Consider the following 21,543-nt stretch of genomic DNA (forward strand, 5'->3'; position numbering starts at 1 on the left):
TCCTATGCAACAAGCAAAAGCTACTGCTCGCACAGTCCGTATTGCTCCTCGCAAAGTCCGTTTGGTCGTTGATCTTATCCGGGGCAAGAAAATCGGTGAAGCTGTCGCGATTCTGCGTCTGACGCCTAAAGCGGCATCTCCAGTCGTGGAAAAAGTACTGAAGTCAGCGATCGCTAACGCTGAACACAACTATGAGATGGACATTGAAAACCTCATCGTGAGCGAAGTTTTCGTAGATGAAGGTCCAACTATGAAACGTTTCCGTCCACGTGCACAAGGCCGTGCAAGTGCGATCAATAAACGTACTAGCCACATCACTGTAGTGGTATCTGAAAAGAAGGAGGGATAATTCGTGGGTCAAAAAGTACATCCTAATGGATTGCGGGTTGGCATCATTCGTGACTGGGATTCCAAATGGTACGCAGAAAAAGACTATGCGAATCTTTTGCACGAGGACTTGAAAATCCGTGAATACATCGAAAAGCGTCTAAAGGATGCATCGCTTTCCAAAGTGGAAATCGAGCGTGCTGCAAAACGCGTCAACATCACTATTCACACTGCGAAGCCAGGTATGGTGATTGGTAAAGGCGGTTCTGAAGTCGAAGCACTTCGTAAGCAATTGAACGAAATGACAGGCAAGCGCGTACACATCAACATCGTTGAGATCAAGCGTGCAGACCTTGATGCAAAACTAGTTGCAGAATCAATCGCACGTCAATTGGAAGGCCGTGTATCTTTCCGTCGTGCTCAAAAACAAGCGATCCAACGGACTATCCGTGCAGGCGCTAAAGGTATCAAAACACAAGTATCCGGACGTCTCGGCGGTGCTGACATCGCTCGTGCGGAACACTACAGCGAAGGAACTGTTCCTCTTCATACACTCCGTGCCGATATCGACTATGCTCATGCAGAAGCTGATACAACATACGGCAAACTCGGCGTTAAAGTATGGATCTACCGGGGAGAAGTCCTTCCAGTGAAGAAGAACTCTGAGGAAGGAGGCAACTAATATGTTAATGCCTAAACGCGTTAAACACCGTCGTGTATTCCGCGGCAAGATGCGCGGTAAGACAAAAGGCGGCGCAACTGTCCAATTCGGTGAATTCGGTATCCAAGCAACTGAATCCGGCTGGATCACAAACCGTCAAATTGAATCTGCCCGTATTGCAATGACACGTTACATGAAGCGTGGCGGTAAAGTATGGATCAATATTTTCCCGCATAAATCATATACAAAGAAGCCTCTTGAAGTCCGGATGGGTTCCGGTAAGGGTGCTGTAGAAGGCTGGGTTGCAGTAGTGAAGCCAGGCCGCGTAATGTTTGAAATTGCAGGTGTGTCTGAAGAAGTAGCACGTGAAGCGCTTCGACTCGCATCTCACAAACTGCCTGTAAAGAGCAAGTTTGTTAAACGTGAAGAAATTGGTGGTGAGTCTAATGAAAGCTAATGAAATCCGTGACTTGACAACTGCAGAGATCGAGCAAAAAGTGAAATCACTGAAAGAAGAGCTTTTCAACCTTCGCTTCCAATTAGCGACAGGACAATTAGAAAACACTGCACGCATCCGTGAAGTTCGTAAATCGATTGCGCGCATGAAAACGGTAATACGTCAAAGAGAAATCAGTGCAAATAACTGATGAAGGAGGTTGCAGCCATGACTGAGCGTAACCAGCGCAAAGTATACACAGGCCGTGTCGTATCCGACAAGATGGATAAAACGATCACTGTACTCGTAGAGACACACAAAAAGCATTCTTTATACGGCAAACGTGTAAAGTACTCTAAAAAATTCAAAGCTCATGACGAAATGAATGAAGCGAAAATCGGAGATATCGTCCGTATCATGGAAACTCGCCCACTATCGGCAACAAAGCGTTTCCGTCTTCTCGAAGTCGTCGAAAAAGCTGTCATTATCTAACACTGTTCGGATATCTAAATCCGAGAGGAGGGTACTTCAATGATTCAACAGGAAACTCGTATGAAAGTTGCGGACAACTCGGGTGCACGTGAAGTGCTAACGATTAAAGTCCTTGGTGGAACAGGCCGGAAGACTGCAAACATTGGCGACATCGTCGTTGTTACAGTTAAGAAGGCAACACCAGGCGGCGTTGTCAAGAAAGGCGACGTTGTCAAAGCTGTTATTGTCCGCACAAAAAGCGGCATGCGCCGTAAGGATGGATCTTACATCACATTCGACGAAAACGCATGCGTTATCATCCGTGATGACAAGAGCCCACGTGGAACTCGTATTTTCGGACCAGTTGCCCGCGAACTTCGCGACAACAACTTCATGAAGATCATTTCACTTGCTCCAGAAGTTCTTTAATCACATGACAGTGCCAATCAAGGAGGTGCACTCAAATGCACGTTAAAAAAGGCGATAAAGTAAAAGTAATCACTGGGAAAGACAAAGGCAAAACTGGCGTCATCCTCTCAGTGCTTCCAAACAAAGAACGAGTTCTTGTTGAAGGCGTGAACATCATCAAAAAGCATACGAAGCCGAACCAAGAGAACCCTCAAGGCGGTATCGTAAGCAAGGAGGCTGCAATCCATGTCTCCAACGTCATGCTTGTCGACCCGAAAACAGGAGAACCTACTCGCGTTGGATACAAATACGAAGAGAAGACAGAAAGCGGCAAAACATACCGCATCAAGTCTCGTATTGCTAAGAAATCCGGCGAAGTGATCGATGTCGTAAGCAAAAAAGAACTAAAAAACTAATCTCTTGAAGAAGGGAGGTTCTTTCGAATGAGCCGTCTAAAAGATAAATATACAAAAGAAATCACACCTGCTCTTATGGGCAAGTTTGAATACAAGTCAGTTATGCAAGTACCGAAAGTAGAAAAGATTGTCATCAACATGGGTGTCGGCGATGCTGTTCAAAACTCAAAAGCACTTGATGCTGCTGTTGAAGATCTTACAATCATCTCCGGACAAAAGCCGGTTGTCACAAAGGCTAAGAAATCAATCGCTGGTTTCCGTCTTCGTGAAGGCATGCCGATTGGAGCGAAAGTTACTCTTCGCGGTGAGCGTATGTATGAATTCCTCGATAAGCTGATTTCAATCTCGCTTCCACGTGTACGTGACTTCCGTGGTGTTTCCAAGAAAGCATTCGACGGACGCGGCAACTACACACTTGGCGTGAAAGAACAGTTGATTTTCCCTGAGATCGACTTTGATAAAGTATCAAAAGTACGTGGAATGGATATCGTCATCGTTACGACTGCAAACTCCGACGAAGAAGCGCGCGAGTTGTTGACACAGTTCGGTATGCCGTTCCAGAAGTAAAGTAGAGGGAGGCGAAAACGTGGCTAAGAAATCAATGATCGCTAAACAGAAACGTACACCGAAGTTCAAGGTTCAAGAATATACACGTTGTGAACGCTGTGGCCGTCCGCATTCCGTATATCGCAAATTTAAACTTTGCCGTATTTGTTTCCGTGAACTTGCGTACAAGGGACAAATTCCTGGCGTCAAAAAAGCTAGCTGGTAATCCCCTATTTTGGGAAGGAGGTTAATGGAATGACTATGAGTGATCCGATTGCAGATATGCTTACACGCATCCGTAACGCGAACATGGTTCGTCACGAGAAGCTTGAGGTACCTGCTTCAAACATGAAAAAAGAAATCGCTGAAATCTTGAAGCGTGAAGGTTTTGTCCGTGACGTCGAGTACGTCGAAGACAGCAAACAAGGCATCATCCGCATTTTCCTTAAATATGGACAGAACAACGAGCGTGTCATCACTGGCCTAAAACGTATTTCGAAACCGGGTCTCCGCGTTTACGCAAAGACGAACGAAGTGCCTAAAGTGTTGAACGGTCTTGGAATCGCACTCGTCTCCACATCACAAGGTCTTCTTACAGACAAAGAAGCTCGTGCGAAGCAAGTGGGCGGCGAAGTCGTAGCGTACGTTTGGTAATCAATAGCAATCGAATGGAGGTGCAACAGAATGTCCCGTATTGGCAAAAAGCCGATCGAGGTGCCTGAAAACGTGACTGTCACAATCACTGATGACAACCACGTTACAGTAAAAGGCCCGAAAGGCGAACTTACAAACTCGTTTAACAAAGACATAAAAATCGAGCAGGAAGGCAATGTCATCACTTTGACTCGCCCATCCGATTCAAAAGAACACCGTTCCATCCACGGAACAACTCGTTCACTATTGAACAACATGGTTGTTGGTGTTTCCCAAGGTTTCGAACGTGCTCTTGAACTTGTCGGTGTCGGTTACCGTGCACAGCTGCAAGGCAAGAAACTCGTACTTAACGTTGGATACTCACACCCTGTTGAGTTCACACCTGAAGAAGGCGTAGAAGTTGAAGTTCCAGCGAACACGAAAGTCATCGTTCGCGGCATCAACAAGGAACGTGTAGGAGCACTTGCTTCTAACATCCGTCAAGTACGTCCGCCAGAGCCGTACAAAGGCAAAGGTATCAAGTATGAAGGCGAGCAAATCCGCCGCAAAGAAGGTAAAACAGGTAAATAATGCCGCTTAAAGGCATTCGGAAGGAGTGACCACGATGATCACAAAACAAGATAAGAACGCTGTCCGCAGAAAGCGTCATGCACGCGTGCGTACGAAAATCAGCGGATCTGCTGAGCGTCCACGTTTGAACGTATTCCGTTCCAACAAGCATATCTATGCACAATTGATCGACGATATGAGCGGCGTGACAATCGCAAGTGCTTCCACAATGGACAAAGAATTCAACTTGGATTCGAAGTCGAACGTTGAAGCGGCTGCGAAAGTCGGCGAGATGATCGCAAAACGCGCTACAGAGAAAAACGTCAAGTCAATCGTGTTTGACCGTGGCGGATACTTATTCCATGGCCGTGTGAAGGCTCTTGCAGACGCAGCACGTGAAAATGGACTTGAATTTTAATTAAGAAGGAGGGACAGATTTCATGCGTCGTAATGAACAGATTAAAAGTGAATTCGAAGAACGTGTAGTTACGATTAACCGCGTAGCGAAAGTGGTTAAAGGTGGACGCCGTTTCCGTTTTACAGCACTTGTCGTAGTCGGTGACAAAAACGGCCGTGTCGGTTTCGGAACTGGTAAAGCACAAGAGGTTCCAGATGCGATCCGCAAAGCGATCGAAGATGCGAAGAAGAACTTGATCGAAGTGCCGATGGTTGGTGGAACGACACCACACGAGGTTCTCGGACGTTTCGGAGCAGGACAAATCCTTGTAAAACCAGCAGCGCCTGGTACAGGAGTTATCGCTGGAGGCCCTGTCCGTGCCGTGCTTGAACTAGCAGGCATCACGGATATCCTTTCAAAATCACTCGGTTCTAACACACCAATCAATATGGTGCGTGCTACAATTGAAGGTCTTAAGAGCCTGAAGCGCGCTGAGGACGTTGCGAAGTTGCGCGGCAAATCCGTAGAAGAACTGTTAGGTTGAGGGGGGAAATTACAATGGCAAACAAACTTGAAATCACCCTTACGAAAAGTGTGATCGGTGCAAAACCGGCACAACGTAAAACAGTCGAAGCATTGGGCTTGCGTAAAATGCACCAAACAGTTGAACATGCAGATAATGTCGCAATCCGCGGCATGATCACAAAAGTCAGCCACTTGGTCACAGTAAAAGAAATTTAATCAACATTCTTGAATAAGGAGGTGCCGAAAGATGAAATTACACGAATTGAAGCCAGCCGAAGGTGCACGCAGAAACCGCAAACGTATTGGCCGTGGTATCGGTTCCGGTACCGGCAAAACTTCCGGTAAAGGTCACAAAGGTCAAAAGGCTCGTTCCGGCGGCGGTGTTCGTCTTGGATTTGAGGGTGGACAGCTTCCACTTTTCCAACGTCTTCCGAAGCGCGGTTTCACTAACATCAACCGCAAGGAATACGCAGTTGTCAATCTTGAGACGCTTAACCGTTTCGAAGATGGCACAGAAGTAACGCCTGAATTGCTGATCGAAACAGGAATTGTGAGCAACGAAAAATCCGGAATTAAGATTCTTGGTAATGGGACTCTTGAGAAAAAGATCACTGTCAAAGCTCATAAATTCTCTGCTTCAGCAAAAGAAGCGATCGAGAAAGCGGGCGGGCAAGCCGAGGTGGTATAATGTTTCAGACAATCTCCAACTTTATGCGCGTTAGAGATATCAGGTCTAAAATCATTTTCACTCTACTTGTGCTCATCGTTTTCCGGCTGGGAGCATTCATCCCGGTGCCGAACGTTGACGCAACAGCACTGCAGCAAACTGATAACCAATTTATCGGGTTTCTAAACGTCTTCGGTGGTGGAGCGCTCTCCAAGTTCTCCATCTTTGCGATGGGGATCATGCCTTACATCACCGCTTCCATCATTGTGCAGCTATTGCAGATGGATGTCGTCCCGAAATTTACAGAGTGGTCGAAACAAGGGGATGTCGGAAGACGGAAGCTTGCCCAGTTCACTCGATACTTTACAGTCATCCTTGCTTTCATCCAGGCGATCGCCATGTCATTCGGTTTCAACCAGATGTTCGGCGGCACTTTGATCAAAGACGAAGGGATAGCGACGTATGTCGTTATCGCGATCGTGTTGACTGCAGGAACTTCCTTCTTGCTCTGGCTCGGTGAGCAGATCACCGCGAAAGGTGTCGGCAATGGTATCTCGATTATCATCTTCGCCGGTATCGTAGCGGGTATCCCGAACGCAGTGAATCAGTTGTATGCAACTCAGATTCAAGATGCTGGGGATTTGCTGTTCATCCGGATTGCTACCATGGCTCTCTTGCTGATCGTCATTGTGGCGATTATCGCAGGCGTAGTCTATGTGCAAGAAGCGCTACGTAAAATTCCGATCCAATATGCAAAACGTGTTACAGGCCGTCAGCAGACTACTAGCGGACAGCAGACACATTTGCCGCTTAAATTGAACGCGGCTGGGGTTATCCCGGTCATCTTCGCCGTAGCGTTCTTCATCACACCACAGCAATTAGCCGGTTTCTTCGGTGAAAACGCGATGACGAAGTTCATTATGACGTATCTCAATTACACGCATCCGGTCGGAATGGTCCTTTACGTGGCATTGATCATCGCATTCACATACTTCTATGCGTTCATTCAGGTCAATCCTGAGAATATGGCGGACAACTTGAAAAAGCAGGGCGCTTATATTCCTGGTATCCGGCCTGGCCAGAACACACAAAAGTATTTGACGAGCACGTTATACAGACTGACTTTCGTCGGCTCGATCTTCCTTGCCGTCGTTGCAGTCATGCCGATCTTCTTCATCAATCTCGCTAACCTTCCACAGTCGGCGCAGATTGGCGGTACGAGCTTGCTCATCGTCGTCGGGGTTGCCCTTGAAACGATGAAACAACTTGAATCGCAGCTTGTGAAGCGGCATTATAAAGGCTTTATGAAATAAGACACGAACAACTTTTGATAGTCAGTTTGTCCGTGATAGATGGAGGGCAAGACGTATGAATATCGTATTAATGGGTCTGCCTGGGGCCGGCAAAGGGACACAGGCCGACAAAATTGTCGAAAAGTACGAAATCCCTCATATTTCTACAGGCGATATGTTCCGAGCTGCTATTAGCGAAGGCACGGAACTTGGAGTCAAAGCGAAATCGTTTATGGATCAAGGTGCTCTTGTCCCTGATGAAGTGACAATCGGCATCGTCCGTGAACGGCTTAGCAAACCGGACTGCGACAAGGGATTCTTGCTGGATGGTTTCCCGCGTACCGTCACTCAAGCGGAAGCACTCGATGCTTTGCTTGCTGATATGGACCGGAAAATTGAGCATGTCCTCAACATCCAAGTGGAAAAAGAAGAACTGATCGCACGTTTGACCGGTCGCAGAATTTGCAAAGTATGCGGTACATCCTATCATTTGCAGTTCAACCCTCCAAAAGTGGAAGGTGTCTGTGACAAGGATGGCGGGGAACTTTATCAGCGAGCGGATGACAATCCGGAAACTGTTACGAACCGTCTGGAAGTAAATATGAACCAAACTGCACCACTTCTCGCATTTTACGATGCGAAAGGCGTGCTGACCAATATCGATGGCGAACAGCATATCGATGAAGTTTTCAAAGACTTGGACGCAATCCTTAGCGAAAGCGCACAGTGATCCTTTCCGGGCACAAACGTGAACATGATGCCACGGCTGCTTGCTGTACGGAAAGCACATTTATTGAGCTGCAAAAGCAACTGGTGCCCGGCTTAGGAACTCGCAAGAACCCGATTGTGATTCGCTGCCAGAACGTTTCAAATGCATTCATCCATATTAATGGTTATAATGTTATTTGGCGAAAAGGACTGCTACCGAATTCAGGGTACTCTCGCGGCGGTCCTGTCGGTCGTGTCTATTCCGATACGATATTCCAGACCAATAATCGGGGACTGGCTTACGGGAAACGAAATATGACAGGCGTCTTTCGAACATCACTCATGCAATCCGGACATATGTTGAAGGAGCTTTGAAAGCGACTGTTGCCGCTAGGTTAGGACCTTTATTGATATAGAAGGGAGACAGGATTGATGGCGAAGGACGATGTAATTGAAGTCGAAGGAACCGTAGTCGAAACGTTGCCGAACGCGATGTTCAAAGTGGAGCTGGAGAATGGCCATACGATTCTTGCCCATGTTTCAGGCAAGATCCGCATGCACTTCATCCGTATCCTACCAGGCGACAAAGTGACTTTGGAACTTTCGCCTTACGACTTGACACGCGGTCGTATCACGTACCGTTTTAAATAAAACTTTTGCAACTCCGGAATATTGAAGGAGGTTGGGTAAGATGAAAGTAAGGCCATCTGTAAAACCGATCTGCGAAAAATGCAAAGTCATCCGCAGACGGGGCCGTGTAATGGTAATCTGCGAAAATCCGAAACATAAACAAAGACAAGGCTAATTCAAAGGGAGGTGCAACACTTTTATGGCACGTATTGCTGGTGTAGACGTACCGCGCGATAAGCGCGTTGTCATTTCATTGACATACATTTTCGGAATCGGAAAAACAACTGCACAGAAAATCTTGGCGAACGCTGGAATTTCTGAAGATACACGCGTCCGTGATCTTACTGATGCGGAACTTGATAAAATCCGTGAACAAATCGACGGATTGAGAGTTGAAGGGGATCTTCGCCGTGAAACTTCCCTTAACATCAAGCGTTTGATGGAGATCGGCAGCTTCCGTGGAATCCGTCACCGCCGTGGTTTGCCTGTACGCGGACAAAACACGAAAAACAACGCACGTACTCGTAAAGGTCCTAAGCGGACAGTAGCGAACAAGAAGAAATAATAAGTAAGGGAGGGTTTTCTACTCATGGCACGTAAACAACAAACTCGTAAACGTCGTGTTAAAAAGAATATTGAAACTGGGATTGCACATATCCGGTCGACGTTCAACAATACAATCGTAACGATCACTGATAGCCACGGGAATGCACTTTCTTGGTCAAGCGCTGGTGCACTAGGCTTTAGAGGTTCCCGTAAATCGACTCCATTCGCTGCTCAAATGGCTGCTGAAACAGCTGCGAAAGCATCTATGGAACATGGCCTCAAATCACTTGAAGTTACTGTTAAAGGACCAGGCGCTGGCCGTGAAGCGGCAATCCGTTCATTGCAGGCTGCAGGTCTTGAAGTAACTGCCATCCGTGACGTAACTCCAGTACCTCACAACGGTTGCCGTCCGCCAAAACGCCGTCGTGTATAAAGGTCTGTTCTTCAATTGATTACGAAGCACAATTTTTGGCAAAGCTGAATTGTGTGATTGCTAACTGCTATCTATACGAATCAATTTTATTAAAGAACGGCCTATATACTAGACGTTTTGAAGGAGGGTAAATGAATGATCGAGATTGAGAAACCGAAGATTGAAACAGTAATGATCAGCGAAGATTCCAAGTTCGGTAAGTTTATTATCGAACCGTTGGAGCGTGGATATGGAAATACGTTAGGGAACTCCTTGCGACGCGTACTTCTTTCCTCATTGCCAGGAGCTGCGGTCACTTCTATCCAGATCGACGGTGTTCTTCATGAATTCTCTACAATTGAAGGGGTCGTCGAAGACGTCGCAACAATTATATTGAATGTGAAGAAGCTTGCCCTCAAAATCTATTCTGATGATGAAAAAGTCATCGAAATCGATGTAAAAGGGGAAGGGGTCGTAACGGCTGCTGACATTACACATGACAGCGATGTTGAAGTGCTGAACCCTGATCTTCATATTGCTACGCTCGGTAAGAACGGACATCTCCGCATGCGTATGTATGCGATCCGTGGACGTGGTTATGCGCCTTCTGATCAAAACAAACGTGAGGATCTTGCGATTGGTGTGATTCCGGTCGACTCTATTTACACTCCAGTTTCACGCGTCAACTTCCAAGTCGAAAATACTCGGGTTGGACAGAGCACCAACTTTGATAAGTTGTCGTTCGATGTGTGGACAGATGGCAGCATCGGTCCGAAAGAAGCTGTTTCGCTCGGAGCTAAAATACTGACGGAGCATCTGAATATCTTCGTAGGCCTGACCAACGAAGCACAATCTGCAGAGATTATGGTAGAGAAGGAAGAAGATCAGAAAGAGAAAGTGCTTGAGATGACTATCGAAGAGCTTGATCTTTCCGTCCGTTCCTATAACTGCTTGAAGCGTGCAGGCATCAATACTGTCCTAGAACTCGCAAACAAGAGTGAGGACGAAATGATGAAAGTACGAAACCTAGGCCGGAAATCACTTGAAGAAGTGAAGGCGAAATTGGATGAGTTGAACCTCGGGTTACGCTCTGAAGATTAAGAAACAAATTGAGGGAGGGAAACTTCTATGGCATACAGAAAACTTGGACGTACAAGTTCACAACGTAAAGCGATGCTTCGCGACCTTGCAACAGACCTCATTATCCATGAGCGGATCCAAACAACAGAAGCACGCGCAAAAGAATTGCGTTCTGTCGTCGAAAAAATGATCACGCTTGGTAAGCGCGGTGACTTGCATGCACGTCGTCAAGCTGCTGAATTCATCCGTCGTGAAGTGATTGTCACTGAAGACGAAGAAGGCAAGGAGCAAAAGACATTCGCATTGCAAAAATTGTTTGATACGGTTGCACCTCGTTATGCAGATCGCCAAGGCGGTTACACACGTATCATGAAGATGGGTCCACGCCGTGGTGACGGTGCACCAGTCGTAGTTATCGAATTGGTGTAATGGATCATGCGGAGGGTGTTTTCGGCTGAGAGGCCGGAAACCCTTCTTCTATAAGGATTTATACGACAATATGAAAAGCTGAGTGTTACGATCGCCTGGAGTCCTCTTAGGAATCCTTTCGGTCTAGCTCTACGTACCTCATCCGCTGATCCGGATTGAGCACCCGGCATCAGTATAGATAAGAGCGCATTTCTTCGGATGAGGTGCGCGCTTTTTTTATTTTCAATAACCGCTCACAATACATATGGCTGGGGGTAGTGGGCATGAAAGAAATTCTTTCTATGGAGCATGTCACTTTTTTCTATGAAGGGGAAGACGGGAAGAAAAAAGCAGTGGACGATGTATCTTTCACTGTCCAAGAGGGCGAATGGATTGCGATTGTCGGTCATAACGGTTCCGGCAAATCGACACTCGCCAAGCTGATGATCGGCCTTCTATTCCCGGAAGAAGGACATGTAAATCTCTTCCTCGAGCCACTCAATGAAGAAAATCTCTGGGATATCCGTTCGCGGATGGGAATAGTGTTCCAAAATCCGGACAATCAGTTTGTCGGGTCCACTGTGCAAGATGATGTTGCATTCGCGCTTGAGAATAAAGGCATTCCTTTCGAAGAGATGGTGCCCCGTGTCCACGAAGCTCTCCAGCTTGTGAAGATGGACGCTTTTCTTGATCAGGAACCTCATCATTTATCGGGGGGACAGAAGCAGCGTGTCGCTATTGCAGGCGCTTTGGCGCTCAGCCCGGAACTCCTGATTTTAGACGAGGCGACGTCCATGCTTGATCCGCAAGGACGGGATGAAGTGATCACTGTCGTCCAGGAACTGAAAAAGAGGACGGGGCTCACCGTCCTGTCGATTACACATGACTTGGAAGAAGTCCTTCTTGCAGATCGAGTCATTGTCATGAACAAAGGACGCATGATTGCGAAAGGGACGCCGGCACAAATATTCGAACGGGGCGAGGAGCTGGAAGAAATCGGGCTTGACTTGCCGTTCGCTCTCAGGCTTTCTCGGCTGCTGAGAAAGGAAGGCATCGAATTGAAAGGGGATCTTCCGATGACAGAGGAAGAGTTGGTGAATGATATATGGACATCGTACTTCAACAAGTAGGCTATTTATATGCAAGAAATACACCATTTGAAAAGCGCGCGCTCCAGCATGTCGATCTCTCCATCCCTTCCGGTTCCTTCACCTCTATCATCGGCCATACGGGTTCCGGCAAATCGACACTCCTCCTTCATCTGAACGGTCTCCTGAAGCCTTCTGAGGGCTCTGTGACCGTGGGGCAGACGACCATCACGGCAGAGACGAAGGGGAAGGCGCTGAAAGACGTCCGCAAATCTGTCGGAATCGTCTTTCAGTTTCCGGAACACCAGCTCTTCGAAGAGACCGTCGAAAAGGATATCATGTTCGGTCCGCTGAATTTCGGTATTTCTGAAGAGGCGGCGAGAAGCCGGACACACGAATTGATCGAGCTGCTTGGCTTGCCTGCTGATGTCGCTCAAAAGTCGCCGTTCGATCTCTCGGGGGGCCAGATGCGGCGTGTTGCCATCGCAGGCGTACTGGCATTCAATCCATCCGTTCTTATATTGGACGAGCCGACAGCAGGGCTTGATCCGAGGGGGCGCAAGGAAATCATGGAGCTGTTCAGGCGTCTGCATGAGGAACAAGGGCTGACGACCATCCTTGTCACGCACAGCATGGAGGATGCTGCGCGTTACTCCGATCAGGTCATTGTCATGCATGACGGCACTACAGTCATGTCTGGAACGCCAGAAGACATCTTTGCACAAAACGATAAGCTCTCAGGCTTCCGTCTCGGGGTGCCGCGGGCTGTCAGTTTTCAGCGGCAATTCGAGAAGCTGTCCGGCAAGGCGCTCGACAAGCTGTCGATGACAGAAGAGGAACTGGCTGCCGGAATGGCGAAAGTGCTGCGGGAAGCGGGTGGCAGATCCGATGCTTGAAAAGATGATTTTTGGCAGGTATATTCCCGGCCATTCGTTTGTTCATAAGCTGGATCCCCGTTCCAAGCTGATCTTTGTCTTCCTGTTCATTTTCGCAGTCTTTCTGGCGAATAATACGGCATCCTATGCAGTCTTGATCCTTTTCACACTGCTTGTCATCGCTACGGCGAGAATCCGGCCGTATTTCCTGTTCAATGGCCTGAAGCCGATTCTGATTCTGGTGGCGTTCACATTGCTGATGCACTTCATCTTCACAAAGGAAGGGCCAGTGCTATTCGAATGGAAATTCATCAAGATTTATGAGGAAGGCCTCAGGCAAGGGATCTACATCTCCGTCCGTTTCCTTGTACTCGTTCTGATCACCACAATCCTGACGCTCACCACGTCGCCGATTTCGATTACAGACGGAATGGAGACATTGCTGAATCCGCTGAAGCGGCTCAAGCTCCCTGTTCATGAACTCGCCCTGATGATGTCGATTTCGCTTCGTTTCATACCGACGCTCATGGATGAAACGGATAAGATCATGAAGGCGCAGCTGGCAAGGGGTTCCGATCTGACAACAGGGTCGATACGGGAACGCATCAAAGCGGTCATCCCGCTGCTCGTTCCGCTGTTCGTGAGCGCGTTCAAGCGGGCGGAGGACCTTGCGATTGCAATGGAAGTCCGCGGATACCGGGGAGGGGAAGGTCGCACGCGCTACCGCCAGCTGAAATGGGATTGGCGCGATACGCTGGTGATCCTCATCTTTGCCATTCTCTTCACGGCACTTCTGCTGCTCAGGAATTAGGAGGGACGAGATGCAACGAATCAAAGCAACCATTTCCTATGACGGAACGAACTTCGCAGGGTATCAATTCCAGCCGAAACTGCGCACCGTCCAGTCGGAAATCGACAAAGGCCTTAGGAAACTCCATAAGGATCCTTCGATCTTCTCCGTCGCGAGCGGCCGGACAGATTCTGGCGTCCATGCCTTCGGACAAGTGATCCATTTTGACACGCCTCTTACTCTTCCGCTGGAAAAGTGGAAGATGGCGCTTAATGTCTATTTTCCGAAAGACATCAGGTGCGAGGCGGCGGAATATGTGGACAGCGAATTTCATGCCCGCTATTCGGCAACCGGCAAGACATATATGTTCAAATGGTCTTTGAGCGAGGTGCAGAGCCCGTTCGAACGCAACTATTCGGTCCATCTGGGAAGATGGCAGCCAGACATTGAACGGATGCAGGAAGGTGCGCAGTACTTTCTGGGGACTCATGACTTCACCAGCTTTTGTTCCTCAAAGACGGCGACTGCAAGCAAAGTGCGCACCGTCCGTAAATTGACGCTGGAGAAACAGGGCGAGCACCTCATCCTGCTCATAGAAGGCGACGGATTCTTATATAACATGGTGCGCGCAATTGCAGGGATGCTTCTTGCTGTCGGAATTGGCTGGAATGAGCCTCAGGACATCGAAGGGATCCTGGAGGCAAAGGATCGGAAAAAGGCGGGGAAAACCGCGCCGGCTCACGGTTTATACCTGATGGAAGTGACTTATGGGGATTAAGCAACTTTTCCTGGCGTTTTCACAAAAACGCTTGACTTAAAGTGGCAAACGATATAAGATGATAGATGGTATTTCAATAACCCCACAATAAGCCCCGGAAAGTTTATTTGTGTTTAGGGATAGAGAAAACGGAACAATTTTGACATTTTTAGGAGGAACAATACATGCGTACAACATTCATGGCGAAAGGTCACGAAGTCGAGCGCAAATGGCTCGTTGTCGACGCTGAAGGCAAAACTCTCGGACGCCTTGCATCCGAAGTGGCTTCCATTCTTCGCGGCAAACACAAACCGACGTTCACACCGAACGTTGACACTGGCGATCACGTGATCTTGATCAACGCTGAAAAAATCGAACTTACAGGCAATAAATTGCATGATAAAATCTACTACCGCCACTCGAACCACCCAGGCGGCATCAAGTCCCGTACAGCTCTTGAGATGCGTACAAACTACCCAACAAAAATGTTGGAACTTGCGATCAAAGGGATGCTTCCAAAAGGCCCTCTAGGTCGTCAAATGTTCAAGAAACTTCACGTCTATGCAGGTGCAGAACATCCGCATGCGGCACAAAAACCAGAAGCTTACGAGCTTCGTGGGTAATTAAGAGGAGGAACCACCTTTGGCACAAGTACAATATATCGGCACTGGCCGTCGTAAAAGCTCAGTAGCTCGTGTACGTCTCGTTCCTGGCGAAGGCAAAATCACCGTCAACAACCGTGACGTAGAAGACTACGTACCATTCGAAACACTTCGCGAAGTGATCAAGCAACCACTCGTTGCTACTCAAACTCTTGGCAGCTATGACATCCACGTAAACGTCCACGGCGGCGGTTTCACTGGTCAAGCTGGCGCAATCCGCCACGGCGTAGCTCGTGCTCTACTTAACGTAGATCCTGACTTCCGTCCGGCTCTTAAAGCAGCAGGTTTGTTGACTCGTGACGCTCGTATGAAAGAGCGTAAGAAATACGGTCTCAAATCCGCTCGTCGTGCACCACAGTTCTCGAAGCGTTAATCGTTTCGTCATACAACCCCTTCCCGCTTTGTTCGGGGAGGGGTTTTTATATGTTCCGGCTTGCCTCTGTCATGCTGCTCCATAAGTTGGTACGATAGAGCAAAGGTCGAAGAAGAGAAGGCGAGGGAAGGACGGGGACCCCGTGAGCATCTTTATTTTGGAAGACGATATCATCCAGGCGGAACGCATGCGGCGGCTCATTTTAGAAATTTGTGATGAGCAAGATGTGTCATATGACTTCATCGAGGTGACTTCGAAAGAGGAGCGGATTGTGGAGCGGCTTCTGCACGCGTCCCGTGTACCCATATATTTTCTGGATATCGAAATAAAAGGGGATGGCCGGAAAGGGCTGGAGACGGCTCGGAAAATCAGGCAGTTGGATGACCAAGGCATCATCGTGTTCGTAACGACCCATTTTGAACTCGCTCCGATCTCTTACAGCTATATGGTGTCAGCGTTCACTTTTATCGACAAAGGCCTGCCCTATGAAGAACAGTTTTTGCAGCTGGAACAGTGCCTTTTGCATTACAAGAGAAGGAATGAAAGCGGACAGCCCAGTGACGATTTCATCATCGATACAGAACAGGCGACAGTGCGCCTGCCGTTCCGGGAAGTGGAGTATATCATGACGGACGGCCCGCATCGGCTGGCCTTGATTGCTGCAAACCGTGTGGTGCATTTTTATGGGACATTGAAGGAAGTGGAGCTGCTCGACCGCCGGCTGCTCCGCTGTCATCAGTCATATGTCGTGAATAGTGAGCGGATTGCCTCCTTCCATGCAAAAGAACGTGAACTGGTCATGGAAGACGAAAGCCGTATTCCGGTTTCCCGGCGGATGACCCGCCAAGTAAGGGAAGCGTTGAAGGGGAAAAAGCCGAATGTACATTTATGATGCGATCGCTGTTGTGCTGATCGGTATCGCGCATATCTTTTTCTATATCGGACTGATCGGGTATGAACGGTTCTCCCGCATTATGATCATCCTGCTAGGTATTGTGCTGACTTTGCTGCTCGGCATTGTTGTCACTGCGACGGGCTACCCGGAAACCAATGGTCTGCTGCTGCTCCTGTTTCTGCTAAGTATCGGATTCATGAAAAAGGGTCTGCCGGCAACAAAAATTATCTATTTCGCGCTGGTGAGCATTGTCGGGATTACATTTCTTCGGAGTGCTCTTCTGGAAGCCGGTTTCTGGCTGTTCATGCAATCTCCGCTGAATCTGTATTTATGGACAGGCAGTGTCATTCACTGCATTACGGCCGCTCTACTGCTTGGCGGATTGGTGTTGATCCGCAGGCACTTACGAATCATTTCATTGTTTCTCACAGAGCGCCCTATTTATCCTATTACATACGTTCTATTGTGCATCGGCATGGTTCTGCAGTTTGTAATGACAATGCCAGCAAGTAGACTGCTGGCGTCGCTGAACCAGTCGTATGGCATGGCGAGCTATATTGCCTCCTATGTCCTTTTCCTCGTCTTGCTTCTGGTCATGATGATCGGCTTCCAGCTTTCAAAGGATCGTGCCATCCAGCGTGAACGGCAGCGGTCGGATCTGGAGCTGCTCCAATATGTGGAGAAGCTAGAGGAGCTGCACGCCGAGCTTGCAGGTTTCCGGCATGATTACAGCAACATTCTGCTGTCCCTTGAGGAGGGCGTTCGAAATAAGAATATGGGACAGATTGAACAGGTTTACCGGGAAGTGATCGCGCCGACATCCACGCTTATCAACCATCAGGAGATGGATATTGTCAAACTGGCAAGAGTGGAAAATGCAGAAGTGAAAAGTGTGCTGAGTGTGAAGGTGATGACGGCCCAGCAAGAAAAGCTGCACGTGGAAGTCGATATCCCGGAAGTGATCAAGACAATCCCCATTCCTCCGATCCGCTTCATCCGCATGATCTCCATCCTGCTTGATAATGCAATCGAGGAGGCCGTACGAAGCAAAAAGAAGACAGTTCAACTGGCGCTCTTTGAAACAGAGGGGCATCTCTGGTTTGTCGTGCGCAACAGCTGCAGTGAAAGATCCATACAAGTGAATCGGCTCTATGAGGCTCCTTTTTCGTCTAAAGGTCCCAAACGCGGCGTCGGGCTGCAGTCGCTGAAACGGCTGATCGATCAGTCTGACAACGCTATGCTTGAAACGGCATTCGAGTATCCGTATTTCACCCAGACTATCAAGATTAAAAAAAATGACCGGTTATGATGAAGTGATGACCGTTTAGGATGCGGCCATTTTGTTTCCGGACTGTCTGTCGTACACTGCTTGTAAAGGAGTGAGTGCGGATGGCGGGAATCACAATCGCAATAGCTGCCGGGATAGGGATTCCAGCAGGATTCGCAGTATATGCAGCATGGACGAAGCGTTTCTGGCCATTTGTCTGCGGCGTACTGGCATTCTGCATATCTCAGCCGCTGCTTCGCATTCCGCTGATGACATACCTGGGTGCCCATAGTACGTCCTATGCCTTTTTCAGTGCAGTGCACCCGATCCTCTTTGCTCTTCTTGTAGGGTTGAGCGCAGGGGTGTTTGAAGAGACCGCACGATATGTCATTATGCGATTTTGGATGAAGCGGAGGCGGAACTGGGCGGCGGGCTTCCTCTTCGGGGCAGGCCATGGAGGGATTGAGGCGTTGCTGGTTTTAGGCGTTCCGGCGGCCATGTTGCTAGTCACAGGCTCTCCTGATCTGCATGGCAGCAATACGCTTGGCTTTGTGCTTGGCAGCATGGAAAGACTGTTCGCCATAGCGCTTCATATCGGACTGTCGTTACTCGTCATGCAGGGAGTCTTGCGGCGGAAATTCGTTTATCTGTTTGCTGCCATCCTTATACATGGGATGGTGGATGCGATGATTGGAATTGTCCCGCACTTCGTTCCGAAAGAATATGTACTGGCCGTCATCGAAGGCATGGTGGCGGCAACGGCGGCGGCCGTATTCTTCTATGGCCTGCGTCTTAAAAGAAAGGAAGTGTTCGTATGAAGAAAATGGCGGGAATCCTAATCGGCTTCCTCCTCATCACCGCCCTGTCCGCATGCGGCTCAAATGTCGATGATGAGACGAAAGAAATGTACATCGGCAAAGCTGAAAGAGTGGTGGATCTCCTGAACCAGGGGGAGTATGGCGAAGTCCATGCCATGTTCAACGATGAGATGAAAGCCGGGCTGCCGGAGGAACAGATGGGTGAGCTGGGACCGGTGATCGAACAATCCGGCGACTTTGAGAAAATCGGCAAAGCTTCGGTAGAGGAGAAGGACGGTGTCTACGTCACGGTGCTCGTCGCTGAATACAGCAAAGAAAACCGTGTGTTTACAGTGTCTTTCACAGAGGATGAAAAGATAGCTGGTCTATTCATACAGTAAGATGTTCTATAACCTCTTTCCGGCAAATGGAAAGGGGTTTTTCATTACCTTTGAGCAAAGGAACTGCCTAAAACAAAAATCAATTTGATTTTCCCTAATGAACTTGCGATACTTTATACAACAAATCACTAGCTGAAACTGCCAGCAGGCAAGGGGGAAATGCAATGAGAGAGGATCGGCTGCGTCAATCATTTGAAGAGCTTGCCAGGTTTTCGGATAAAGGGGAGGGCATCAACCGGCTCGCCTATACAAAAACGGAGCGGGAGGCCCGCGACTATATGATCAGTCAATTCAAGCAGGCGGGTCTCACGGTCCGCACGGATTATGCGGGCAATGTCATCGCGCGCCGGGAAGGGGCCAACCCGGACTTGCCGGTTGTCGCCACGGGGTCCCATATCGATTCTGTATACGCAGCAGGTGAGTTCGACGGGACAGCAGGCGTACTCGTGGCGCTTGAGATCATGCGCTCGCTGCAAGATGAAGACATTGTGACCGAGCATCCGCTGGAAGTCATCATTTTCGCTTGCGAGGAATCCTCCCGTTTTGGTGCCTCGACGCTTGGCAGCAAAGCGATGGCAGGCCGCTTGGATCCTGCATATACACGATCGCTGACAGATAAAAACGGCAGTACGCTCATGCAGGCATTCGAGGAGAATGGGCTAGATTTGGAAGAAGTCCATCTGGCCAAGCGGTTCCGGGATGAAATCAAGGCATTTGTGGAACTGCATATCGAGCAAGGACCGGTTCTAGAAAAGCGGGGACTTGCAGTTGGCGTCGTCTCTGCTATTGCTGCGCCTGTCCGTTATCATGTGCATATTGACGGGACAGCTGATCATTCAGGCACAACGCCGATGGATTACAGGCGGGATGCTCTGCTCGGCGGAGCGGAAATTGCGCTGGCAGTGGAACGCGCTGCCATCGAAGAACTGGATTATGGAACGGTCGGAACGGTGGGCGTCTTTTCAATACAACCTGGCGCAATGAATGTAGTCCCGGGGCTTGCCGAGCTTGACGTCGACATCCGGGGGACGAACGACGCATCACGCCGGCGCGTCGTGGCGGCGCTCGAAAAGTCGGTTGAAGAGGTAAGAAGCGTCAGGGGGCTTGACGCCTGGATGGAGGAGATTTCGAGCGAGCAGCCGGTCCAAATGGATGCCGGCCTTGTCGGTGAATTGAAAGACATCTGTGAGCAGCTAGGAGTTGCTTGGATGGAAATGCCGAGCGGAGCGGGACATGATGCTATGAATATGGCTTCCCTCTGTCCGACAGCCATGATTTTCGTGCCTTCGAAAGAGGGTCTCAGCCATAATCCAAAAGAGTATACCTCCATGGAACAGCTGATGGAAGGCGCCAAGGTCCTGCGGGCTTCTATGCTTCAGCAGGCGATTACCGTTCCATCAAATTAATAGAAGCGCGGCCGGAAAAGGTTCTCCTGGTCGCGCTTCTTATGTTTATTTGGCAAATGGATCCTTGTTGTCATATTGATTGTTATGGATGACGTCACTCCGCAAGTAATCAAGGATCTCATCGACAATTTCTATGCCGTTTTCCATTGTATCCTTCTCTTTCAGAAACGCGTCCTGTCCGGGATACAGCACTTGGTCAAAACCTGGCGCCGGTTTCACTTCGTTCAATTCTTTCATCATCATGGAGATATTTTCGCGGAACAGGTCCTTATTCGTGAAGGCGCCTGGATCGATGACGATATGGAGCTGGCCGAGTTCGCGCCCTTTTGTCAAATCATGATACATGGAGGAGACATGTTTGCCGAACGGAAGGCCGAGGAGCACGCCAGATAAGATGTCGATCATCATCATGAGCCCGTAACCTTTCGGGCCGGCAATCGGCAGCAGCGCGTTGACTTTGAAAGGATCTGTTGTCTGGCCACCGTCCTTGTCGACCGCCCATGTGTCCGGAATCGATTCGTGTTTTGAACGGGCATGCAGAATTTTGCCCCATGCCTGGATGCTTGTCGCCATGTCGATGATGATCTTATCATCATGGCTGCCAGGCGCGCCGAAAGCAATCGGGTTCGTGCCGAAGTAAGGTTCCGCACCCCCGAACGGCACGACCATCGGATCGGACTGGCACATCGAGATGGCGACCATCCCGGCCTCTGCCGCCTGCTGGGCATAATAGGAGAGCGCCCCGCTATGGCTCATGCGCCGTATGCCGACAACCGCGGTCCCGTTTTCCCGTGCCATGCCGATCGCCTTTTCCATCGCCTCTTTGGCAGCCACATGGCCCGCTCCGTTATCTGCGTCCAGCACAGCGGCTCCCGGGCCATTCTTTGTGAAGGTGAAATCAGGTTTTACCGTGATGCCGCCTTTTGCAATCCGTTCAGCGTAGTATTCCACACGCATTGCGCCGTGTGAATGGATTCCGCGGGCATCTGCATGTGCCAGGACGTCTGCGACTGTTTCCGCATGAATGGGAGCAAGCCCCGCAGCTGCAAGTTTTCCTGCCATTAAATCCTTTAATTCTTCATAGGTCACTTTCATGTAA

The 21,543-nt window shown here is 49.0% G+C and carries 35 protein-coding genes; 34 read left to right on the forward strand and 1 reads right to left on the reverse strand.

From position 1 onward, the window contains the following. Positions 1 to 4 precede the first annotated feature (4 nt). The 34 genes from rplV (at position 5) to ACZ5FK_RS11285 (ending at position 20,444) form a co-directional block, all read left to right on the forward strand. A complete protein-coding gene (rplV, locus tag ACZ5FK_RS11120) occupies positions 5 to 349 on the forward strand; it encodes a 50S ribosomal protein L22 (protein WP_464804973.1) in 345 nt (114 codons plus the stop codon). A 3-nt stretch (positions 350 to 352) separates the two neighbouring features. Beyond that, complete coding sequence (rpsC, locus tag ACZ5FK_RS11125; RefSeq protein ID WP_464804974.1) at positions 353 to 1,009, forward strand: 30S ribosomal protein S3; 657 nt, start codon at positions 353 to 355, stop codon at positions 1,007 to 1,009. A 1-nt stretch (position 1,010) separates the two neighbouring features. Next, positions 1,011 to 1,445: a 50S ribosomal protein L16 gene (gene rplP / locus ACZ5FK_RS11130; RefSeq protein WP_464804975.1), complete on the forward strand. Its 435-nt coding sequence runs from the start codon at positions 1,011 to 1,013 to the stop codon at positions 1,443 to 1,445. Next, on the forward strand, positions 1,435 to 1,635 hold the full coding sequence (gene rpmC, locus ACZ5FK_RS11135) for a 50S ribosomal protein L29 (RefSeq protein WP_025783856.1): 201 nt from the start codon (positions 1,435 to 1,437) through the stop codon (positions 1,633 to 1,635). Before rplP ends, rpmC begins: the two co-directional genes overlap by 11 nt. Positions 1,636 to 1,652: 17 nt before the next feature. Further along, positions 1,653 to 1,916 carry a 30S ribosomal protein S17 gene (rpsQ, locus tag ACZ5FK_RS11140; RefSeq protein ID WP_464804976.1) on the forward strand — a complete coding sequence of 88 codons (264 nt, stop codon included), beginning with the start codon at positions 1,653 to 1,655 and terminating at the stop codon, positions 1,914 to 1,916. A 39-nt stretch (positions 1,917 to 1,955) separates the two neighbouring features. Next, on the forward strand, positions 1,956 to 2,324 hold the full coding sequence (gene rplN / locus ACZ5FK_RS11145; protein ID WP_464804977.1) for a 50S ribosomal protein L14: 369 nt from the start codon (positions 1,956 to 1,958) through the stop codon (positions 2,322 to 2,324). A 35-nt stretch (positions 2,325 to 2,359) separates the two neighbouring features. Further along, on the forward strand, positions 2,360 to 2,719 hold the full coding sequence (rplX, locus tag ACZ5FK_RS11150) for a 50S ribosomal protein L24 (RefSeq protein ID WP_464804978.1): 360 nt from the start codon (positions 2,360 to 2,362) through the stop codon (positions 2,717 to 2,719). A 27-nt stretch (positions 2,720 to 2,746) separates the two neighbouring features. After that, on the forward strand, positions 2,747 to 3,286 hold the full coding sequence (gene rplE / locus ACZ5FK_RS11155) for a 50S ribosomal protein L5 (RefSeq protein WP_464804979.1): 540 nt from the start codon (positions 2,747 to 2,749) through the stop codon (positions 3,284 to 3,286). 19 nt (positions 3,287 to 3,305) lie between these two features. Further along, positions 3,306 to 3,491: a 30S ribosomal protein S14 gene (rpsN, locus tag ACZ5FK_RS11160; protein WP_001085700.1), complete on the forward strand. Its 186-nt coding sequence runs from the start codon at positions 3,306 to 3,308 to the stop codon at positions 3,489 to 3,491. A gap of 29 nt (positions 3,492 to 3,520) precedes the next feature. After that, complete coding sequence (gene rpsH / locus ACZ5FK_RS11165) at positions 3,521 to 3,919, forward strand: 30S ribosomal protein S8 (RefSeq protein ID WP_464804980.1); 399 nt, start codon at positions 3,521 to 3,523, stop codon at positions 3,917 to 3,919. 30 nt (positions 3,920 to 3,949) lie between these two features. Next, positions 3,950 to 4,489 carry a 50S ribosomal protein L6 gene (rplF, locus tag ACZ5FK_RS11170; protein WP_464804981.1) on the forward strand — a complete coding sequence of 180 codons (540 nt, stop codon included), beginning with the start codon at positions 3,950 to 3,952 and terminating at the stop codon, positions 4,487 to 4,489. A 34-nt stretch (positions 4,490 to 4,523) separates the two neighbouring features. Next, positions 4,524 to 4,886: a 50S ribosomal protein L18 gene (gene rplR, locus ACZ5FK_RS11175; protein WP_464804982.1), complete on the forward strand. Its 363-nt coding sequence runs from the start codon at positions 4,524 to 4,526 to the stop codon at positions 4,884 to 4,886. 22 nt (positions 4,887 to 4,908) lie between these two features. Beyond that, the gene (rpsE, locus tag ACZ5FK_RS11180; protein ID WP_464804983.1) at positions 4,909 to 5,409 is read left to right on the forward strand and encodes a 30S ribosomal protein S5; all 501 of its coding nucleotides are present in this window, start codon (positions 4,909 to 4,911) and stop codon (positions 5,407 to 5,409) included. A 14-nt stretch (positions 5,410 to 5,423) separates the two neighbouring features. Next, positions 5,424 to 5,606: a 50S ribosomal protein L30 gene (rpmD, locus tag ACZ5FK_RS11185; RefSeq protein ID WP_464804984.1), complete on the forward strand. Its 183-nt coding sequence runs from the start codon at positions 5,424 to 5,426 to the stop codon at positions 5,604 to 5,606. A gap of 31 nt (positions 5,607 to 5,637) precedes the next feature. Next, on the forward strand, positions 5,638 to 6,078 hold the full coding sequence (gene rplO, locus ACZ5FK_RS11190; protein WP_464804985.1) for a 50S ribosomal protein L15: 441 nt from the start codon (positions 5,638 to 5,640) through the stop codon (positions 6,076 to 6,078). Continuing rightward, the gene (secY, locus tag ACZ5FK_RS11195) at positions 6,078 to 7,370 is read left to right on the forward strand and encodes a preprotein translocase subunit SecY (protein ID WP_464804986.1); all 1,293 of its coding nucleotides are present in this window, start codon (positions 6,078 to 6,080) and stop codon (positions 7,368 to 7,370) included. The genes rplO and secY overlap by 1 nt, the downstream gene beginning before the upstream one ends. Before the next feature lie 55 nt (positions 7,371 to 7,425). Beyond that, complete coding sequence (locus ACZ5FK_RS11200; protein WP_464804987.1) at positions 7,426 to 8,079, forward strand: adenylate kinase; 654 nt, start codon at positions 7,426 to 7,428, stop codon at positions 8,077 to 8,079. A gap of 410 nt (positions 8,080 to 8,489) precedes the next feature. Beyond that, positions 8,490 to 8,708 (forward strand): translation initiation factor IF-1, encoded by a 219-nt coding sequence (gene infA, locus ACZ5FK_RS11205; protein ID WP_184209310.1) that lies wholly within the window; start codon positions 8,490 to 8,492, stop codon positions 8,706 to 8,708. Between the two features lie 40 nt (positions 8,709 to 8,748). Next, positions 8,749 to 8,862: a 50S ribosomal protein L36 gene (gene rpmJ / locus ACZ5FK_RS11210; protein WP_076758849.1), complete on the forward strand. Its 114-nt coding sequence runs from the start codon at positions 8,749 to 8,751 to the stop codon at positions 8,860 to 8,862. Between the two features lie 24 nt (positions 8,863 to 8,886). Next, a complete protein-coding gene (gene rpsM, locus ACZ5FK_RS11215) occupies positions 8,887 to 9,252 on the forward strand; it encodes a 30S ribosomal protein S13 (RefSeq protein ID WP_464804988.1) in 366 nt (121 codons plus the stop codon). 24 nt (positions 9,253 to 9,276) lie between these two features. Beyond that, on the forward strand, positions 9,277 to 9,666 hold the full coding sequence (rpsK, locus tag ACZ5FK_RS11220; protein WP_184209308.1) for a 30S ribosomal protein S11: 390 nt from the start codon (positions 9,277 to 9,279) through the stop codon (positions 9,664 to 9,666). 135 nt (positions 9,667 to 9,801) lie between these two features. After that, positions 9,802 to 10,746, forward strand: a complete 945-nt coding sequence (locus ACZ5FK_RS11225) for a DNA-directed RNA polymerase subunit alpha (protein ID WP_464804989.1) — start codon at positions 9,802 to 9,804, stop codon at positions 10,744 to 10,746. Between the two features lie 27 nt (positions 10,747 to 10,773). Then, entirely contained in the window at positions 10,774 to 11,154 is a 381-nt protein-coding gene (gene rplQ, locus ACZ5FK_RS11230; protein WP_184209305.1) for a 50S ribosomal protein L17, read from the forward strand. Between the two features lie 263 nt (positions 11,155 to 11,417). Beyond that, positions 11,418 to 12,263, forward strand: coding sequence for an energy-coupling factor ABC transporter ATP-binding protein (locus ACZ5FK_RS11235; protein ID WP_464804990.1), 846 nt, complete (start codon positions 11,418 to 11,420; stop codon positions 12,261 to 12,263). Next, positions 12,239 to 13,117 carry an energy-coupling factor ABC transporter ATP-binding protein gene (locus ACZ5FK_RS11240; protein ID WP_464804991.1) on the forward strand — a complete coding sequence of 293 codons (879 nt, stop codon included), beginning with the start codon at positions 12,239 to 12,241 and terminating at the stop codon, positions 13,115 to 13,117. The genes ACZ5FK_RS11235 and ACZ5FK_RS11240 overlap by 25 nt, the downstream gene beginning before the upstream one ends. Beyond that, positions 13,110 to 13,907 carry an energy-coupling factor transporter transmembrane component T family protein gene (locus tag ACZ5FK_RS11245; RefSeq protein ID WP_464804992.1) on the forward strand — a complete coding sequence of 266 codons (798 nt, stop codon included), beginning with the start codon at positions 13,110 to 13,112 and terminating at the stop codon, positions 13,905 to 13,907. Before ACZ5FK_RS11240 ends, ACZ5FK_RS11245 begins: the two co-directional genes overlap by 8 nt. Positions 13,908 to 13,917: 10 nt before the next feature. Next, on the forward strand, positions 13,918 to 14,664 hold the full coding sequence (gene truA / locus ACZ5FK_RS11250; protein ID WP_464804993.1) for a tRNA pseudouridine(38-40) synthase TruA: 747 nt from the start codon (positions 13,918 to 13,920) through the stop codon (positions 14,662 to 14,664). 164 nt (positions 14,665 to 14,828) lie between these two features. Continuing rightward, positions 14,829 to 15,266 (forward strand): 50S ribosomal protein L13, encoded by a 438-nt coding sequence (gene rplM, locus ACZ5FK_RS11255; protein WP_464804994.1) that lies wholly within the window; start codon positions 14,829 to 14,831, stop codon positions 15,264 to 15,266. A gap of 19 nt (positions 15,267 to 15,285) precedes the next feature. Beyond that, positions 15,286 to 15,678 (forward strand): 30S ribosomal protein S9, encoded by a 393-nt coding sequence (gene rpsI / locus ACZ5FK_RS11260; protein ID WP_464804995.1) that lies wholly within the window; start codon positions 15,286 to 15,288, stop codon positions 15,676 to 15,678. Positions 15,679 to 15,820: 142 nt separating this feature from the next. Then, positions 15,821 to 16,570, forward strand: coding sequence for a LytR/AlgR family response regulator transcription factor (locus tag ACZ5FK_RS11265; RefSeq protein WP_464804996.1), 750 nt, complete (start codon positions 15,821 to 15,823; stop codon positions 16,568 to 16,570). Then, entirely contained in the window at positions 16,557 to 17,882 is a 1,326-nt protein-coding gene (locus ACZ5FK_RS11270; RefSeq protein WP_464804997.1) for a GHKL domain-containing protein, read from the forward strand. The genes ACZ5FK_RS11265 and ACZ5FK_RS11270 overlap by 14 nt, the downstream gene beginning before the upstream one ends. An 80-nt stretch (positions 17,883 to 17,962) precedes the next feature. Next, positions 17,963 to 18,658: a YhfC family glutamic-type intramembrane protease gene (locus ACZ5FK_RS11275; protein WP_464804998.1), complete on the forward strand. Its 696-nt coding sequence runs from the start codon at positions 17,963 to 17,965 to the stop codon at positions 18,656 to 18,658. Then, positions 18,655 to 19,038: a DUF3887 domain-containing protein gene (locus tag ACZ5FK_RS11280; RefSeq protein ID WP_464804999.1), complete on the forward strand. Its 384-nt coding sequence runs from the start codon at positions 18,655 to 18,657 to the stop codon at positions 19,036 to 19,038. Before ACZ5FK_RS11275 ends, ACZ5FK_RS11280 begins: the two co-directional genes overlap by 4 nt. Positions 19,039 to 19,202: 164 nt before the next feature. Further along, entirely contained in the window at positions 19,203 to 20,444 is a 1,242-nt protein-coding gene (locus tag ACZ5FK_RS11285; protein ID WP_464805000.1) for an allantoate amidohydrolase, read from the forward strand. Positions 20,445 to 20,489: 45 nt separating this feature from the next. On the opposite strand, the gene allD is transcribed toward ACZ5FK_RS11285, so the two are convergent. Beyond that, on the reverse strand, positions 20,490 to 21,539 hold the full coding sequence (gene allD, locus ACZ5FK_RS11290; RefSeq protein WP_464805001.1) for an ureidoglycolate dehydrogenase: 1,050 nt from the start codon (positions 21,537 to 21,539) through the stop codon (positions 20,490 to 20,492). Between the last annotated feature and the right edge of the window lie 4 nt (positions 21,540 to 21,543).

The sequence above is a fragment of the Sporosarcina sp. GTC18466 genome, from assembly GCF_055389225.1.

Bases quoted from the DNA above. Each gene is read 5' to 3' on its own strand.
- rplV (WP_464804973.1), top strand. From the start codon at position 5: ATGCAACAAGCAAAAGCTACTGCTCGCACAGTCCGTATTGCTCCTCGC.
- rplP (WP_464804975.1), top strand. From the start codon at position 1,011: ATGTTAATGCCTAAACGCGTTAAACACCGTCGTGTATTCCGCGGCAAG.
- rpmC (WP_025783856.1), top strand. From the start codon at position 1,435: ATGAAAGCTAATGAAATCCGTGACTTGACAACTGCAGAGATCGAGCAA.
- rpsQ (WP_464804976.1), top strand. From the start codon at position 1,653: ATGACTGAGCGTAACCAGCGCAAAGTATACACAGGCCGTGTCGTATCC.
- rplN (WP_464804977.1), top strand. From the start codon at position 1,956: ATGATTCAACAGGAAACTCGTATGAAAGTTGCGGACAACTCGGGTGCA.
- rplX (WP_464804978.1), top strand. From the start codon at position 2,360: ATGCACGTTAAAAAAGGCGATAAAGTAAAAGTAATCACTGGGAAAGAC.
- rplE (WP_464804979.1), top strand. From the start codon at position 2,747: ATGAGCCGTCTAAAAGATAAATATACAAAAGAAATCACACCTGCTCTT.
- rpsH (WP_464804980.1), top strand. From the start codon at position 3,521: ATGACTATGAGTGATCCGATTGCAGATATGCTTACACGCATCCGTAAC.
- rplF (WP_464804981.1), top strand. From the start codon at position 3,950: ATGTCCCGTATTGGCAAAAAGCCGATCGAGGTGCCTGAAAACGTGACT.
- rplR (WP_464804982.1), top strand. From the start codon at position 4,524: ATGATCACAAAACAAGATAAGAACGCTGTCCGCAGAAAGCGTCATGCA.
- rpsE (WP_464804983.1), top strand. From the start codon at position 4,909: ATGCGTCGTAATGAACAGATTAAAAGTGAATTCGAAGAACGTGTAGTT.
- rpmD (WP_464804984.1), top strand. From the start codon at position 5,424: ATGGCAAACAAACTTGAAATCACCCTTACGAAAAGTGTGATCGGTGCA.
- rplO (WP_464804985.1), top strand. From the start codon at position 5,638: ATGAAATTACACGAATTGAAGCCAGCCGAAGGTGCACGCAGAAACCGC.
- secY (WP_464804986.1), top strand. From the start codon at position 6,078: ATGTTTCAGACAATCTCCAACTTTATGCGCGTTAGAGATATCAGGTCT.
- ACZ5FK_RS11200 (WP_464804987.1), top strand. From the start codon at position 7,426: ATGAATATCGTATTAATGGGTCTGCCTGGGGCCGGCAAAGGGACACAG.
- infA (WP_184209310.1), top strand. From the start codon at position 8,490: ATGGCGAAGGACGATGTAATTGAAGTCGAAGGAACCGTAGTCGAAACG.
- rpmJ (WP_076758849.1), top strand. From the start codon at position 8,749: ATGAAAGTAAGGCCATCTGTAAAACCGATCTGCGAAAAATGCAAAGTC.
- rpsM (WP_464804988.1), top strand. From the start codon at position 8,887: ATGGCACGTATTGCTGGTGTAGACGTACCGCGCGATAAGCGCGTTGTC.
- rpsK (WP_184209308.1), top strand. From the start codon at position 9,277: ATGGCACGTAAACAACAAACTCGTAAACGTCGTGTTAAAAAGAATATT.
- ACZ5FK_RS11225 (WP_464804989.1), top strand. From the start codon at position 9,802: ATGATCGAGATTGAGAAACCGAAGATTGAAACAGTAATGATCAGCGAA.
- rplQ (WP_184209305.1), top strand. From the start codon at position 10,774: ATGGCATACAGAAAACTTGGACGTACAAGTTCACAACGTAAAGCGATG.
- ACZ5FK_RS11235 (WP_464804990.1), top strand. From the start codon at position 11,418: ATGAAAGAAATTCTTTCTATGGAGCATGTCACTTTTTTCTATGAAGGG.
- ACZ5FK_RS11240 (WP_464804991.1), top strand. From the start codon at position 12,239: ATGGACATCGTACTTCAACAAGTAGGCTATTTATATGCAAGAAATACA.
- ACZ5FK_RS11245 (WP_464804992.1), top strand. From the start codon at position 13,110: ATGCTTGAAAAGATGATTTTTGGCAGGTATATTCCCGGCCATTCGTTT.
- truA (WP_464804993.1), top strand. From the start codon at position 13,918: ATGCAACGAATCAAAGCAACCATTTCCTATGACGGAACGAACTTCGCA.
- rplM (WP_464804994.1), top strand. From the start codon at position 14,829: ATGCGTACAACATTCATGGCGAAAGGTCACGAAGTCGAGCGCAAATGG.
- ACZ5FK_RS11270 (WP_464804997.1), top strand. From the start codon at position 16,557: ATGTACATTTATGATGCGATCGCTGTTGTGCTGATCGGTATCGCGCAT.
- ACZ5FK_RS11275 (WP_464804998.1), top strand. From the start codon at position 17,963: ATGGCGGGAATCACAATCGCAATAGCTGCCGGGATAGGGATTCCAGCA.
- ACZ5FK_RS11280 (WP_464804999.1), top strand. From the start codon at position 18,655: ATGAAGAAAATGGCGGGAATCCTAATCGGCTTCCTCCTCATCACCGCC.
- ACZ5FK_RS11285 (WP_464805000.1), top strand. From the start codon at position 19,203: ATGAGAGAGGATCGGCTGCGTCAATCATTTGAAGAGCTTGCCAGGTTT.
- allD (WP_464805001.1), bottom strand. From the start codon at position 21,539: ATGAAAGTGACCTATGAAGAATTAAAGGATTTAATGGCAGGAAAACTT.